This window comes from Defluviimonas sp. D31 (genome assembly GCF_033436765.1).
Lineage (GTDB): Bacteria > Pseudomonadota > Alphaproteobacteria > Rhodobacterales > Rhodobacteraceae > Albidovulum.
On the sequence record NZ_JAWQFN010000001.1, the window covers coordinates 223,973 to 238,514 of the forward strand.

12 protein-coding genes, 1 tRNA gene and 1 pseudogene are annotated in these 14,542 nt (G+C 67.5%); 9 read left to right on the forward strand and 5 right to left on the reverse strand.

Annotated elements, in window-relative coordinates:
* Window positions 1-35 precede the first annotated feature (35 nt).
* Entirely contained in the window at window positions 36-1,076 is a 1,041-nt protein-coding gene (locus R5H32_RS01075; protein ID WP_318336837.1) for a DUF475 domain-containing protein, read from the reverse strand.
* 245 nt (window positions 1,077-1,321) lie between these two features.
* On the opposite strand from R5H32_RS01075, the gene R5H32_RS01080 reads away from it, so the two are divergent.
* From R5H32_RS01080 to R5H32_RS01115, 8 genes are all read left to right on the forward strand, one after another.
* Window positions 1,322-1,471 (forward strand): hypothetical protein, encoded by a 150-nt coding sequence (locus R5H32_RS01080; RefSeq protein ID WP_318336838.1) that lies wholly within the window; start codon window positions 1,322-1,324, stop codon window positions 1,469-1,471.
* A 117-nt stretch (window positions 1,472-1,588) separates the two neighbouring features.
* Window positions 1,589-2,083, forward strand: coding sequence for a flavin reductase family protein (locus R5H32_RS01085; protein ID WP_318336839.1), 495 nt, complete (start codon window positions 1,589-1,591; stop codon window positions 2,081-2,083).
* Window positions 2,084-2,151: 68 nt separating this feature from the next.
* Window positions 2,152-2,529, forward strand: coding sequence for a metalloregulator ArsR/SmtB family transcription factor (locus R5H32_RS01090; protein WP_318336840.1), 378 nt, complete (start codon window positions 2,152-2,154; stop codon window positions 2,527-2,529).
* A 357-nt stretch (window positions 2,530-2,886) separates the two neighbouring features.
* Window positions 2,887-4,185 (forward strand): NAD(P)/FAD-dependent oxidoreductase, encoded by a 1,299-nt coding sequence (locus R5H32_RS01095; protein ID WP_318336841.1) that lies wholly within the window; start codon window positions 2,887-2,889, stop codon window positions 4,183-4,185.
* Between the two features lie 90 nt (window positions 4,186-4,275).
* On the forward strand, window positions 4,276-4,476 hold the full coding sequence (locus R5H32_RS01100) for a DUF2892 domain-containing protein (RefSeq protein ID WP_318336842.1): 201 nt from the start codon (window positions 4,276-4,278) through the stop codon (window positions 4,474-4,476).
* Window positions 4,477-4,489: 13 nt separating this feature from the next.
* On the forward strand, window positions 4,490-5,449 hold the full coding sequence (locus R5H32_RS01105; protein WP_318336843.1) for an efflux RND transporter periplasmic adaptor subunit: 960 nt from the start codon (window positions 4,490-4,492) through the stop codon (window positions 5,447-5,449).
* Window positions 5,446-8,646 (forward strand): efflux RND transporter permease subunit, encoded by a 3,201-nt coding sequence (locus R5H32_RS01110; protein WP_318336844.1) that lies wholly within the window; start codon window positions 5,446-5,448, stop codon window positions 8,644-8,646. The genes R5H32_RS01105 and R5H32_RS01110 overlap by 4 nt, the downstream gene beginning before the upstream one ends.
* 269 nt (window positions 8,647-8,915) lie before the next feature.
* The gene (locus R5H32_RS01115) at window positions 8,916-11,150 is read left to right on the forward strand and encodes an ExeA family protein (protein ID WP_318336845.1); all 2,235 of its coding nucleotides are present in this window, start codon (window positions 8,916-8,918) and stop codon (window positions 11,148-11,150) included.
* Between the two features lie 85 nt (window positions 11,151-11,235).
* Here R5H32_RS01115 and R5H32_RS01120 read toward each other — a convergent pair.
* Window positions 11,236-11,388, reverse strand: a pseudogene (locus R5H32_RS01120) (IS5/IS1182 family transposase); the annotation flags it as partial.
* Between the two features lie 234 nt (window positions 11,389-11,622).
* Between R5H32_RS01120 and R5H32_RS01125 the strand changes: the two are divergent.
* On the forward strand, window positions 11,623-12,036 hold the full coding sequence (locus tag R5H32_RS01125; RefSeq protein ID WP_318336846.1) for a hypothetical protein: 414 nt from the start codon (window positions 11,623-11,625) through the stop codon (window positions 12,034-12,036).
* 208 nt (window positions 12,037-12,244) lie between these two features.
* On the opposite strand, the gene R5H32_RS01130 is transcribed toward R5H32_RS01125, so the two are convergent.
* The 3 genes from R5H32_RS01130 to R5H32_RS01140 all read right to left on the reverse strand — a co-directional run bounded on the left by R5H32_RS01130 (window position 12,245) and on the right by R5H32_RS01140 (window position 14,439).
* Window positions 12,245-12,320 (reverse strand) — tRNA-Thr (locus R5H32_RS01130).
* A 41-nt stretch (window positions 12,321-12,361) separates the two neighbouring features.
* The gene (locus R5H32_RS01135; protein WP_318336847.1) at window positions 12,362-12,868 is read right to left on the reverse strand and encodes a gluconokinase, GntK/IdnK-type; all 507 of its coding nucleotides are present in this window, start codon (window positions 12,866-12,868) and stop codon (window positions 12,362-12,364) included.
* A complete protein-coding gene (locus tag R5H32_RS01140; protein WP_318337327.1) occupies window positions 12,865-14,439 on the reverse strand; it encodes an iron ABC transporter permease in 1,575 nt (524 codons plus the stop codon). Before R5H32_RS01140 ends, R5H32_RS01135 begins: the two co-directional genes overlap by 4 nt.
* Between the last annotated feature and the right edge of the window lie 103 nt (window positions 14,440-14,542).

The following is a 14,542-nucleotide window of genomic DNA, read 5'->3' on the forward strand; positions in this document are numbered from 1 at the left end:
GCTCGATGCCCCCCGAGGCGGCACCCCGACGGGGCTCAGGCCTCGTTTTGGCGGCGGTTGTAGAGGATCGAGGACACAAGCGCGACGCCGATGAAACTGGAGCCGAGCACCCCGGTCACCAGCTCGGGGATATGCCACAGCGTCTGGCCGAACATGATCACGCTGAGCACGAGGATCGAGTAGAACGCGCCATGCTCGAGGAAGCGGAACTGCGCCAGCGTCTGCCGCTCCACCAGCATGATCGTCATCGAGCGCACGTACATGGCCCCGATGCCGAGGCCGATCGCGATCAGGAACAGATTCTGGGTCAGCGCGAAGGCACCGATCACGCCGTCGAAGCTGAACGATGCGTCGAGCACCTCGAGATAGAGGAACGCCCCGAGCCCGCCATGCGCGGCGGCACTCAGCGCCCGCTGCCGCGAATCGAGCACATGGCCCAGCACCTCGACGCCGAGAAAGGCCAGCAGTCCGCCGATCGCCGCAAATAGGAACCGCGCGCGGTCATCGGACGGCATGACCGCCGAGAACACCATCACCACCGCCAGAACCAGCGCGATCTCCAGCCCCCGGATCGAGGCGCAGCGCCGGAGCTGGCATTCGAGCGTGCGGATCCAGTCGACCTCCTTGCCCTCGTCGATGAAGTAGTTGAGCGCGACCATCATCAGAAAGGTACCGCCGAAGGCTGCGATCGACAGATGCGCGCCGCCGATGATGCGGGCGTATTCGTCCGGGCGCGCGGCCGCGAGATGGACCGCCTCCCAGGGTCCGATTCCGGCCGCGACGACCACGATCAGGAGCGGGAAGACGATCCGCATCCCGAACACCGCGATCAGGATGCCCCAGGTCAGGAACCGGCGCTGCCATTCGGGCGTCATTTCCTTGAGCTTGTTGGCGTTGACGATCGCGTTGTCGAACGACAGCGAGATCTCCAGCACCGCGAGAACGGAGCCGATCAGCAGGAAGCTCATCGCGCCGCTGAGGTTGTGGCTGTAGCCCCATCCAAGCCAGAACGCTCCCGCGAGGCCCGCCAGCGTGGCGAGAAAGGCCCAGCGGAAATAGTGAAGGGCTGTGGTCATCATGCGCTCCGGCCGCGGCGCGGGGAGAGGCCCGGGCGGCAATAGTGTCGACGGGGGCGACATAGGGACGCGGAGGCGAAAGGACAAGTGCGGCGCCGATCCCGCGCCGCGGCGGCCCCGGTAACCGTCGCGCGCCGGCCACAGCGGCGATCCGGCCCCGACAATGGCGGCGAAATGCCTCTCGCCCGCCCAATTCGCGCCCGGATTGACCGCGACAGTCATCCCATGTGGAGGGAGAGAGTGACATGGGTTTTCTGAGCCAGATTTCGTTCGATGAGATCGTCGCGAGCATCCTCGCGTGCCTGATCCTGCGGGAACTGATGATTGTCGGGCTTCCCGACCACATCGCCGGCCCCGGCGGCTGGCTGATCGACACCGGCGAGGACGAGGCCTGAACCGGTCCGCAACCGGGAACGCCTGAGCCGGGTGGCCTTTCGGCCGCGAATATGGTTTTCCTGTCGCCGCGAACACCGGCCTCGGCCGGTACCGGTACCGGAAACGGCAGGACGACCATGGGAGACATCACTTCAGACCCCGCCGGCGGGCGCGATTTTCGTGCTGCGCTCGGCCGTTACGCCACCGGCGTGACGGTGGTGACCGCGCTCGGGTCGCGGGGGCCGGTCGGGATCACCGCCAACAGCTTCACCTCGGTCTCCATCGACCCGCCGCTCGTGCTTTGGTGCCCTGCCCGCAGCTCGGCCCGGTTCCAGGCCTTCGCCGAGGCACCGTTCTACGCGATCCATGTGCTCGCCGCCGACCAGTTAGAGCTCTGCCGGCGCTTCGCGCGCGCGGGCGGCGATTTCGACGGCCTCGACACCGGGACGACGCCGGACGGCCTGCCGCTCCTGCCCGGCTGCCTCGCGCGCTTCGATTGCGCGGCCCATGCCGCCCATGACGGCGGCGACCACGCGATTCTCGTCGGCCGGGTACTGCGCGCCGCGATGCGTCCGGGCGAGCCGCTCCTGTTCTGGGGCGGCCGCTATGGCGACTTCCTGCACCACGACTGACGACGCGCCCGACGCCGCAAAGCAGCACTGGCAAGCGCGCGGGATCCATCCTATATTCAACAAGGCGAATGGGAAAGAACACCTTGAACGACCACGATCTTCAATCCGTATCGGACCAGGATGCGCCGCAAAGCGGCGTTGCGCCGGATGACATGGTCACCCGCGCCGAGGAGGCTTCGGCCTTTCTCAAGGCACTGGCCCATGAAGGACGGCTGATGATTCTGTGCCATCTTTCCTCCGGCGAGAAATCCGTGACCGAGCTTGAACAGCTCCTGTCCTCGCGCCAGGCCGCGGTCAGCCAGCAGCTCGCCCGCCTGCGCCTCGAGGGGCTGGTCACGACCCGCCGCGATGGCAAGGCGATCTACTACTCGCTGAGCGACCGCCGTACGGAGCGCGTGATCGGGCTGCTCTACGACATGTTCTGCGCCACGGACTGCGCGGACTGATCGCCGCCCAATCTTGCTGCCGGCCCTAACGCGGACCATAGGCGTTTAAAGCCGGCCCCCTCTGCAACCTTCCGATAGCAGGCGACCGGATACCAGCGCCCGGCACAAGCCCGTCGCTGCCGTGCCTGGTCGGTGCGAACCCGGACCCTGCGAGACACCCCGTCCACGCGAGAAAACCACCCGGAAAGATCGTCGCACCCTTGCGGTCCGAGCATTTACATTCATATATCGATATGTGTATGTAACTTGCATCGCCGCCGCTCCTGGCATCCGCCGGCCGCATGGCGGTTCAACACCGTCCCGCGGCGGGCTTCAGGAGGCAAGCGCCCGCTGTCGGGACCAGGAGGAGACACGGACATGGCACAGATCATCGTTCTTGGCGGCGGTCTCGGCGGCACGATCATGGCCTACGAGCTGCGCGAGAAACTCGGCAAGGAGCACCGCATCGCGGTCGTCACGCTCGGCACGAAGTATCACTTCGTCCCCTCCAACCCCTGGGTCGCGGTCGGCTGGCGCGACCAGGCTTCGGTCGAGGTCGACCTCGCCCCGGTCCTCGCCCGCCGCGACATCGCGCTGCATCCGCAGGGCGCCCGACGGCTCCATCCCGACCAGAAGCGCATCGAGCTGACCGACGGCGCCACGCTCGACTACGACTACCTCGTCATCGCCACCGGCCCCGACCTCGCTTTCGACGAGATCGAGGGCTTCGGGCCGGGCGCCGAGACCCAGTCGGTCTGCCAGGTCGGCCATGCGCTTCAGGCCAAGGCCGCCTTCGACAAGCTCGTCGCCAATCCCGGCCCGGTGGTGATCGGCGCCGTTCAGGGCGCGTCCTGCTTCGGCCCGGCCTACGAATTCGCCTTCATCCTCGACAAGGCGCTCCGCGACGCCAAGGTGCGCGACCGGGTGCCGATGACCTTCGTCACCTCGGAGCCCTATATCGGCCATCTCGGGCTCGACGGCGTCGGCGACACCAAGAGCCTGCTCGAAAGCGAGCTGCGCCAGCATCACATCAAGTGGATCTGCAACGCCCGCGTCGACAAGGTCGAGGCCGGCAAGCTCCACGTCTCAGAGATCGCCGAGGACGGCACCGTCGCCGCGACGCATGAAGTTCCGCAGGTCTACACGATGATGCTGCCCGCCTTCCGCGGCGTCGCCGCGGTGCGCGAAATCGAGGGGCTGACCAATCCGCGCGGCTTCATCCTCGTCGACAAGCACCAGCGCAATCCGGCCTTCCCCGAGATCTTCGCGGTCGGCGTCTGCGTCGCGATCCCGCCGGTCGGCAAGACCCCGGTGCCGGTCGGCGTGCCGAAGACCGGCTTCATGATCGAGAGCATGGTGACCGCGACGACCCACAACATCGCGCGGCTGATCGAGGGCAAGGCACCCAACGCGCAAGGAACGTGGAACGCCGTCTGCCTCGCCGATTTCGGCGATGGCGGCGTGGCCTTCGTCGCCCAGCCGCAGATCCCGCCGCGCAACGTCAACTGGTCGTCCTCGGGCAAGTGGGTCCACGCCGCCAAGATCGGCTTCGAGAAATATTTCCTCCACAAGGTCCGCAGCGGCAAGTCCGAACCCTTCTACGAAAAGCTCGCGCTGCACATGCTCGGGATCGAGAAGCTGAAGGAAATCAACGTCTCGGAAGACGGTGCGGCCTGACCGGATCGCGAGGGCCATCCGCGCGATGGCCCTTGCAATCTCGACAACACATTCATATTTGCGAATGCGAAAGTATCGAAGGAGGTTTCCATGTCTCTCGACCGCACCATGCTTGCCTTTGCCGGCGCAATGGTTCTGCTCTCGGTGGCGCTCACCACCTGGGTGTCGCCCTATTTCGTCTGGTTCACGGTCTTCATCGGCCTGAACCTCCTGCAATCGGCCTTTACCGGCTTCTGCCCGGCCGCGATTGTGTTCCGCAAGCTCGGCGTCAAGCCCGGCACTGCATTCTGAAAGGTAAGGACCCATGCGCGCGCTGCTGATCGCCGCCTCTCTCCTCGCCACCGGCCCGGCCCTTGCCGGGTCGCTGACGCTGGCTCCCGAGACGCTGACCGAGTGGAAGGCCGTCTACGGCCGCATCGAGGCAAAGGAGACGATCCCGGCCCGCGCGCGCATCGGCGGCACGATCCAGTCGCTCTCGGTCACCGAGGGCGATCTCGTCTCAGCCGGCCAGGAGATCGCCCTCGTCCATGACGACAAGATCGCCTTCCAGATCGCCGCCCACGACGCCCAGATCGCCGCGCTGCAAGCGCAGCTTGCCACCGCCGAAACCGAGCTGAAACGCGGCGAGACGCTGGTCGAACGCGGCGTCGCAACCGTGCAAAGGCTCGACCAGCTCCGCACCTCCGTCGATGTGATCCGGGGCCAGATCTCGACCACCGAGGCGCAGCGCGACATCTCGGTCCAGCAAGCCTCCGAGGGTCGTGTGCTCGCGCCCTCCGCGGGCCGCGTCCTGACCGTGCCTGTCACGCCCGGAGCGGTGATCCTGCCTGGTGAGCCCGTCGCCACGATCGGCGGCGGCGGCTTCTTCCTGCGCCTCTCGATCCCCGAGCGCCACGCGGCGGCCCTTGCCGAGGGCGATGCGATCCGCATCACCGACGGCGAGGAGAAGGAGGGCCGCATCGCCAAGCTCTATCCCCAGATCGACAACGGCCGTGTCACCGCCGATGTCGAGGTCGCGGGGCTGGAAACCGACTTCGTCAATGCCCGCGTCCTCGTCCGCCTGCCGGTCGGGACGCGCGAGGCGCTGGTGATCCCCGCCGATGCCGTGGCCACGCGCTCGGGCATCGACTTCGTCACCGTCTCCGAGGCCGGCGAGGAAGCCGAACGCGCCGTCGTCCTCGGCGAGACCGTCACTCTGGACGGCGCCGAGATGGTCGAGATCCTGACCGGCCTTGAGGCCGGCGACACCGTGGTCACACCATGACAACCGAAAACACCAAGCTCGGCATCGCCGGCGGACTCACGCGGGCCTTCATCGGCTCGCCGCTGACGCCCTTGTTCCTCATCGCCGCCTTCGTCTTCGGACTGGTGGCCCTCGTCTCGCTCCCGCGCGAGGAGGAGCCGCAGATCTCGGTGCCGATGGTCGACATCCTCGTCCGCGCCGATGGCTTGAAGGCCGCGGACGCCGTGAAGCTGATCACCGAGCCTCTCGAGACCATCGTCAAGGGCATCGACGGGGTCGAGCACGTCTATTCGCAGAGCCGAGACGACCAGGTCATGGTCACCGCGCGCTTCCTCGTCGGCACCTCCTCGGACGCCGCTGTGCTCCGTGTCCACGACAAGGTCCGCGCCAACATGGACCGGATCCCGGTCGGCATTCCCGAACCGCTGATCGTCGGGCGCGGCATCGACGACGTGGCGATCCTGTCCCTGACGCTCTCGCCGTCGGAGGCCGCCGCCGATCGTGTCACCGCGAACGACCTCACCCGCATCGCCCGCGAGCTCCGGACCGAGATCGCCAAGATCCCCGATGTGGGCCTCACCTACATCGTCGGCGAGACCGCCGAGCGCATCCGCATCGCCCCCGACCCGGCGCGGCTGGCGCTGAACGGCGTCACGCTGCAGCAGCTTGCCGGCAAGGTCCAGGGCGCCAACCGGGCGATCCCGGTCGGCAATCTCCGCGACGCCGGCGAGCAGATCGAGCTTGTCGCCGGCGAGACCCTCGGCTCGCCGCAGGAGATCGGCAACCTTCTCCTCACCACCCGCGACGGCCGCCCCGTCTATGTCCGCGACGTGGCCGATGTGAGCTTCGCCGCGGGAGCCGAGGAGCTGCGCGTGGCCACCGTCACCAGGACCGCGGAAGGCCTTCTCCGCCGTCCCTCGGTCACGCTCGCGGTAGCCAAGCGTGCCGGCTCCAACGCGGTCACCGTCGCCGAAGCGATCCTCCACAAGGCCCATGCGCTCGAAGGCACGCTCATCCCTCACGACGTCGAGGTCGAGGTGACCCGCGACTACGGCGAGAGCGCCAACGAGAAGGCGAATGAGCTGCTCTACCACCTCGGCCTTGCCACAGTGTCGATCATCGCCCTAGTCTGGGCGACGATCGGCCGGCGCGAGGCTGTCGTCGTCGCGGTGGTGATCCCGGTCACGATCCTCTTGACCCTCTTCGCCTCCTGGCTGATGGGCTACACGCTGAACCGCGTCTCGCTCTTCGCGCTGATCTTCTCCATCGGTATCCTCGTCGACGACGCCATCGTGGTGATCGAGAACATCGCGCGGCACTGGGGCATGCACGACGGCCGCGACCGCCGCCAAGCCGCCATCGACGCCGTGGCCGAGGTCGGCAACCCGACCATCGTCGCGACGCTGACCGTGGTCGCAGCACTTCTGCCGATGCTCTTCGTCTCTGGTCTCATGGGCCCCTACATGAGCCCGATTCCGGCCAATGCCTCGGCGGCGATGATCTTTTCCTTCTTCGTCGCGGTCATGGTCACGCCCTGGCTGATGCTCAAGGTCGCCGGGAAGGCGCCAACGCATGGGCACGAGGATGGCGGCCAGGGCGGCCCTCTCGGCCGCGCCTACACGACCGTCGCCAAGCCGATCCTCGCCTCCAAGGCGCGGAGCTGGGGCTTCATCGGCGTGGTCCTCGTCCTCACCTTCGGCTCGCTAGCGCTTTTCTACACCAAGAACGTGACCGTGAAGCTCCTACCCTTCGACAACAAGTCGGAGCTTCAGGTGACCATCGACCTGCCCGAGGGCTCCCCGGTCGAGGCGACCGACGCCGTCGCCCAGTCCGTCGCCCGCGCGGTCCTCGACCTGCCCGAGGTCCGCTCGGTCCAGACCCATGCCGGCACGGCGGCCCCCTTCAACTTCAACGGCCTCGTGCGGCACTCCTACCTGCGCTCCGGCCCCGAGATGGGCGAGGTCGCGATCAACCTCCTGCCCAAGGGCGAACGCGACCGCACCAGCCACGAGATCGCGCTGGAGATCCGCGAGCGTATCATGGCGCTGCCGGTGCCCGAGGGCACCTCGCTCAAGACCGTCGAACCGCCCCCCGGCCCGCCGGTGCTCGCGACGCTTCTGGCCGAGATCTACGGGCCCGACCCCGAGACCCGCCGCCAGGTCGCCGAGAAGGTCGAGGCCGCCTTCCGCTCGGTTCCCTACATCGTCGACGTGGACAATTCCTACGGCGATCCCGCGCGGCGGCTCCGCACCACGATCTCGACCGACAATGCCGAGTTCTTCCAGGTCCAGGAATCCGACGTGCTCGACACGATCGCGATCCTGAACGGCGGCACGACGGTGGGCTATTCCCATCGCGGCGAAGGCCGCCAGCCGATCCCGATCCGGGTGGAACGGCCGAAGGGCGAGCGCACGCTCGACGAAACGTTCCTCACGACGCCGATCCCCGCGAACGTGCTGCCCGGCGCGCGCGGCGTGGTGGAGCTTGGCGACGTGGTCGACGTGACCGAGGAACGCGCCTCCTACCCGATCTTCCGCCATAACGGCCTCGCGGCCGAGATGGTGACAGCGGAGCTCGCGGGCGATTTCGAGGCGCCCTTGTACGGCATGCTCGCCGTGCAGGAGGCGCTCGACGCGCAGGACTGGACCGACCTGCCGAAACCGGTGGTGGCGCTCCACGGCCAGCCCGGGGACGAAAGCGCCCCCACGCTTCTTTGGGACGGCGAATGGGAGGTGACCTGGGTGACCTTCCGCGACATGGGCGCGGCCTTCGGCGTGGCGCTTCTGGGCATCTACATCCTCGTCGTGGCACAGTTCGGCTCGTTCAAGGTGCCGCTGGTGATCCTCACGCCGATCCCGCTCACGTTCATCGGCATCCTGCTTGGCCACTGGCTGTTCGGCGCGCCGTTCTCTGCGACCTCGATGATCGGCTTCATCGCGCTCGCCGGCATCATCGTGCGGAACTCGATCCTCCTGGTCGACTTCATCCGCCACGCACCGGACCGGGACCGCCCCTTGACCGAGATCCTGCTGGAAGCCGGCGCGATCCGTTTCAAGCCGATCCTGCTGACCGCGCTCGCGGCGATGATCGGGGCGGCGGTGATCCTGACCGACCCGATCTTCCAGGGCCTCGCGATCTCGCTTCTCTTCGGGCTTGCCTCCTCGACGCTCCTGACGGTGCTGGTGATCCCGGCCGTTTACCGGGTGCTCAGGACCTGACCGGGCAGCAGCCAGCCGCGCACGGCCCCGTGCGCGGCTGGATTTTCGCTCCTCTTTCTGGCAGACTGCATATGGGGGAACGGCACCAAGGAGTGCCATGGTGTTAATCGGGCGCTTAGACCCGATACAGAGGATTGCGGCGAAACGGCAGAAATGGAACGGCGGAGTCAGTCCGCCGTTTGGCGTTGTGAAAGACGCCCTGCGCGACCCGCCCGACCGCTCGCCACCGAGGGATGACGTCCACGCCTTGCCAGTTCGGAGGGGGATAGTTGTTCGCGCACAAAGCAGTATCAGAACTCAAGAGAAGCCCCTTCTCCGCATCGGATGACGGGCACGAAATCTTCTGGAGCAAGGCTCACCGGCTCGCCTTCGACCGGCTCGACTTCGCGGCCAAGAACCGCGCGCCGCTCACCATCTTCACCGGAGATCCGGGCACCGGCCGCTCGACCCTGATCCGCGAACTCGCCCGGCGCGAGAAGAGTGAACGCCTCATCCGGATCGTCCCGGATCCCGCCGCGCTCTCCGACGATGCCTGCGCCGGGGTGCTTAACGTCTTCGGAAAACCCCATGAGCCCGGTCGGCGCGACCTGAATTGCGCCGGTCTCGCGACCTTCCTTGCATCCGCGGGATCCGATGGCTCCGCTCCGCTTCTGATCGTCGACGACGCCGACCGGCTGTCGGAAGAGGCGCTCTCTGCACTGTGCTATTTCGCCACCGGCGGCCTCGACGAGGGGCCGCGCCTAAAGCTCGTCCTCGTCGGCTCGCGGCCTCTTCACGGCTGGGTCGATCGCCGCGCGCACGATCTCGTGGGTCCAAGCTTCGAGCTTGGCCCGATGACCGAGGAGGACACGGCCGCCTACGTCCGCCACGTCGTGAAGGCCGCCGGAGGGCGCCCGGATGACATTGACGCCGCGGCGCTGAAGGAAATCTTCGCGCAGACCAACGGAGTGGCGCAGAAGATTGGCGCCGCCATCGGGGGCTATCGGGTCCAGCCCCCCCGGCAGGCGCTCGGTCGGATCCACCTGAGCCCGGTCCAGGCCGCGAACATCGCCGCAGCGCGCCCGTCGCGGGGAATGACGTCCGGGGACATGACGCCCAAACGCGCCGACCCACCACCAGCGCCGCAGGCTTTGTCGCAAAATCGAAGCCTGACCTCAGTTTCGCCCCCGGTTCCGCCCAAGTCGGGCTCGCAGCATCCTGTCGCTCCGTCTGCCGATCCCGACGCCCCCGCCACCGTGCTCGCGTCGATCCTGGGGCGTTCTGGCGCCCCAAGGCAGTTGGATCCGCCACCGCTCATTCTGACCGAAGCGCTGGTCACTTCGGAACCGACGGCCGTCGCGGACGCCGCACCGGCTCCCGCGACCGGGACAGAATCCGAAGAACCGGCACTTGCCTCCGCGTCCCGTTCGCCGGGCTGGCGCCTGGAAGCCATCGCGCTGATCCTTCTCGCGACGATCGGCGGCGCTGCCCAGTTGACCGAACCCGGCACGCCGCTCGAAATCCGGCTCGCCGATCTGAGGGAACGGGCCGATACGCTGCTCGGCACCGCGCCGCCCCGGACCGAACCAGAAGCGGCGGCAGCGCCGGCCACCCTCGCCGCCGCGCGGCCCAGAAGTTCCGCCGACCAGTATCGCACCGCGCCGAGCCGGACCGAACCGGAAGCGGCGGCAGCGCCGGCCACCCTCGCCGCCGCGCGTCCCAGAAGCTCCGCCGACCAGTATCGCACTGCGCCGAGCCGGGCCGAACCGGAAGCGGCGGCAGCGCCGGCCACCCTCGCCGCCGCGCGACCCAGAAGTTCCGCCGACCAGTATCGCACCGCGCCGAGCCGGACCGGATCGGGAGCAGCCCCGGATGCGGATCTCGCTGCCCCCACCGCGAGCATCGTACCTAGGTCCAAGCCGCTCATCCTCTGGATCACGAGCGGACGTGTCGGCGAAGAACGAACTGAAAACGTCCGGGTCGACCGGAACCGCGGCGGCAGCGACAGGACGGAAGCGATCGGTCGCGGCAATATCGACAGGAACAGCAACGTCGGCAGGAGCGGCGGCAGCAACGTCAACAGGAACGGAGGCGACAACGTCGGCAAGAGCGGCGGCAGCAACGCTGGCGCAAGCGGCGGCGGCAACGCTGGCGCAAGCGGCGGCAGCAACGCTGGCGCAAGCGGCGGCAGCAACGCTGGCGCAAGCGGCGGCAGCAACTCTGGCGCAAGCGGCGGCAGCAACGCTGGCGCAAGCGGCGGCAGCAACGCTGGCGCAAGCGGCGGCAGCAACTCTGGCGCAAGCGGCGGCGGCGGCAACGCTGGCGCAAGCGGCGGCAGCAACTCTGGCGGAAGCGGCAGCGCTAAGGCTGACCGCAGTAGCAATGATGGCAGCAGCGGCAATAGCAACGGCGCCAGCAAGAGCAAGAGCAAGAGCAAGGACAAGGCCAAAGGTAAGGCCAAAGGTAAGGACAAGAGTCGCGGAAAGGACAAGGGAGGCGGCAACGGCGGCGGCCGGAAGAAGTAGCCCTTCAAGTGAGAGAAGCTTACGGAACTCCGCCCGGCGCTTCCTTGAGGATGCCTTTCCGGTGCTGCAATCCAGGCTCCATCCCGGTGTTCGTCGCGGCCGGAACCGGACCGCTGCGGCGGGGTCGACGACTTGACGGCGCGGCATGCCACCTCTTCTCGGAGTCGAACCAGATCGTCAGCGAGCCGCGGCGCTTGAGCGCTTCGTTACAGGCTGGCCAGTTCCCGGTCTTGTGGATCGGGGGTGTCGGTGAGCTTGTCCATCGCGGCTACCACACTGGATTCTAAAGCTGAATCCCTCAACGGTTTGTGCAGCAGAGTCCCCGTCATTCACTGCGTCAGACAACGAAAGGTGTATCGTCCATGTTGACGATACCCTGACGATCTTGCTTCTTCTGGCTGGATTGGGCGAATCTGCGCATAGCCGGAGAACAAGACTTCAATTGCGAACACATTCCGTCTGCGCGCTTGCGATGCTAATCATCGCAACTCCTGGTTTGACATTATCTGAAGGATGGCGTGAGTCCGATTTTGACTGCCCCCAACTTGGGCGGCGACTTCAAGATCAAGAACTGCTGGCAACGCTTCGAACATCAATACAAAACAAGTGGGTTGCTGCAAGAAACCTGGAAATACCGAGCATCGAACAGATGCAATCGGCAGATCCGGCGTGTTGCGGTGTTGTTTCGGATCCGGAGAAAAACCCGTGGGCAGACGACTCGGAGAAAAGCGACGTTCCGTGGTGGCGGCGCCTACTGGAGGGTCCCCGGCTTCTAGCTTACATCAGCCATGATGACCCCGAGGGAACTGGCGTCACATTCTCTGGTCATGGGCTCCTGAATACTTGCGGAGATGTTCTGTACATGACGTTCTGGATGGATAAGTAGACGCCCGGGCAGATCGGCAGCATGCCGAAGTGACCGGCAATGTCAGCGGAGCGATGACAGACTCCGGCTGGCGTGGGGGAGGATGCAAGTATCGTCTTTCATGGCCTATCGCACCTTTGGAGGTTCTGGCAGGATCCGCCACCCGCCACGATACGCCGCCTTCTCAAACCCCATCACCCGGGTTCGGCCATGGCTCATTTGAAATCCATGGTGCCCCCAGAGGGACTTGAACCCCCGACCCCCTGATTACAAATCAGATGCTCTACCAGCTGAGCTATAGGGGCACATCTGTGGAGATAAATCTCCCCGCGCCCGCGCGCAAGCCTCATCCGACATGCAGAAGTGCCGTGGCAAGGAGTTGGCCCGGCGTCAGAGCGGCGGCGAGCGTCACTGCGTCCGCCTCGTCAGGCGCCGGCGGCTCGAGCGCGGCGAACTGGCTCGGCAGGAGCGACGGCGCCATGAAATGTCCCTGCCGGGTGGCGATCCGGGTGGCGGCGACGCCGGGGTCGCAGGCCAGATGAAGAAATCGGCAGGCGCCGATCCCGGCGCGGAGCCGCTCGCGATGGGCGCGTTTCAACGCAGAACAGGCCAGGACGACGCGCCCCGGCGTTCCCGCCGCCTCCGCGGCCAGCCGGTCGAGCCAGCCCTGCCGCATGTCGTCGGTGAGCGGCCGACCCGCGGACATCGCGGCGATGTTGCACTCGGGGTGATAGGCGTCGCCCTCGATGAACCGCGCCCCGAGCGTCGCGGCCAGCGCTGCGGCCAGCGTCGACTTGCCGGCCCCTGCCACCCCCATCACGATCACCACGCGGGGCGGCGGCGCGGCCCTCACCGCGTCCGAGCCCTGAGGTTTGCGCGCGCGAGCAACCCGACCGCCACCAGCCCCACCGCGATCACCAGAAGTGCCGGCGGCGCCGCCTCGGCGATGTTTTCCAGACTCGCCTTCTCATGCGCGCGGGTTGCAAGCGTGTCGTAGTTGAACGGGCGCAGAAGCAGCGTCGCCGGCAGCTCCTTCACGCAGTCGACGAAGACGAGCAGGAGCGCGGTGCCGACCGAGCCTTTCATCAGGGGCAGGTAGACCTCGCGCAAAGCGCCGCCCGCCGTGCGGCCGAGCGACCGCGCCGCCATCGGCAGGGAGGGCGAGACCCGGCCGAAAGCCGCATCGGTCGCGCCTTGGGCGATGGCGAAGAAGCGCACCGTGTAGGCGAAGACGATCGCTGCCGCAGAACCGGTGAGGATCAGGCCCGGATCGCGCCCCGTGAGCCACAGCACAGCGTCTGCCACCCGGTGGTCGAAGGCCGCGACCGGAATGAGGATGCCGACCGCCAGCACCGCGCCCGGCGCGGCATAGCCGATGGTCGTCACCGGCAGCACCAGCTTCGGCAGCCGCCGCCCCGTGAGCCGCACCCCGTAGACCATGAAGAGCGCGCCGGTGACGGTCAGCAGCGCCGCCGCCCCGCCCACCGTCAGCGTGTTGAGAAACGCCCGGCCAAGACCGGCGCCGAGCCAGGTATCGGGCGAGTCGAAGGCATGGCCAAGGATCACGCCGAGCGGCAGAACGAAGCCCATCGCCACCGGCAGCACGCAAAGCAGCATCGCCACCCGCCCCGCCCAGCCGGTCAGCGCGATCTTCGTCACCGGCCGCGACTGCCGCGCCGACTGGTAGTAGCGCGAATTGCGCCGGCTGACCTTCTCCAGCGCCACCAGCGCGAGGATCACCGCGAGGATCACGCAGGCGATCTGCGCCGCGCCGCCGGCATTGCCGGTTTCGAGCCAGACCGTGAAGATCCCGGTCGTCAGCGTCTGCACCGCGAAGAAGTCGACGACGCCGAAATCGTTCACCGTCTCCATCATCACGATCGCGGCGCCCGCCGCGATCGCCGGCCGCGCGAGCGGCATCCCGACCCGCCAGAACAGCCCCACCGGCCCCGCGCCAAGCGCGCGGGCGACCTCGTAGCTCGCCGCCGAGGTCTCGCGGAAGGCGGCACGGGCGAGCATGTAGACGTAAGGATACATCGCCGCGGCAAGGACGATCACCGCCCCGGTGCGCGAGCGGACCGCGGGAAACCAGTAGTCGCGCGCCGAGGTCCAGCCCATCGTGTCGCGCAAGGCAACCTGCACCGGGCCGGAATAGTCGAGGGAATCGACCAGCGCATAGGCACCGATATAGGCCGGGATCGCGAGCGGCAGGAGCAGCAGCCATTCGAGGAGCCGCGAGAACGGGAAGCGGTACATCGTCACGAGCCAGGCCGCCCCGGCCCCCACCGCCGCCGCGAGCGCGCCGGTCGCCACCGTCAGGATCGCGGTGTTCGCGGCATAGCGCGGCAGCGTCGTCGACAGGAGATGCGGCCAGATGTTCTCGGTCGGATGGAAGGCAAGCACCAGCACCGCGACGATCGGCATCACCACCAGCGCCGCGATCGCCAGCGCGCCGGCCGACCACAGGCCGCTTCCGGCTCTCGGACCATGCGACGCCGCCGCCCGCGCCCGGCCCCTGCCCGCCACG

Coding starts and splice junctions, on each gene's coding strand:
- R5H32_RS01075 (WP_318336837.1), bottom strand. CDS start 1,076: ATGACCACAGCCCTTCACTATTTCCGCTGGGCCTTTCTCGCCACGCTG.
- R5H32_RS01080 (WP_318336838.1), top strand. CDS start 1,322: ATGGGTTTTCTGAGCCAGATTTCGTTCGATGAGATCGTCGCGAGCATC.
- R5H32_RS01085 (WP_318336839.1), top strand. CDS start 1,589: ATGGGAGACATCACTTCAGACCCCGCCGGCGGGCGCGATTTTCGTGCT.
- R5H32_RS01090 (WP_318336840.1), top strand. CDS start 2,152: ATGGGAAAGAACACCTTGAACGACCACGATCTTCAATCCGTATCGGAC.
- R5H32_RS01095 (WP_318336841.1), top strand. CDS start 2,887: ATGGCACAGATCATCGTTCTTGGCGGCGGTCTCGGCGGCACGATCATG.
- R5H32_RS01100 (WP_318336842.1), top strand. CDS start 4,276: ATGTCTCTCGACCGCACCATGCTTGCCTTTGCCGGCGCAATGGTTCTG.
- R5H32_RS01105 (WP_318336843.1), top strand. CDS start 4,490: ATGCGCGCGCTGCTGATCGCCGCCTCTCTCCTCGCCACCGGCCCGGCC.
- R5H32_RS01110 (WP_318336844.1), top strand. CDS start 5,446: ATGACAACCGAAAACACCAAGCTCGGCATCGCCGGCGGACTCACGCGG.
- R5H32_RS01125 (WP_318336846.1), top strand. CDS start 11,623: ATGCTAATCATCGCAACTCCTGGTTTGACATTATCTGAAGGATGGCGT.
- R5H32_RS01140 (WP_318337327.1), bottom strand. CDS start 14,439: ATGCCGATCGTCGCGGTGCTGGTGCTTGCCTTCCATCCGACCGAGAAC.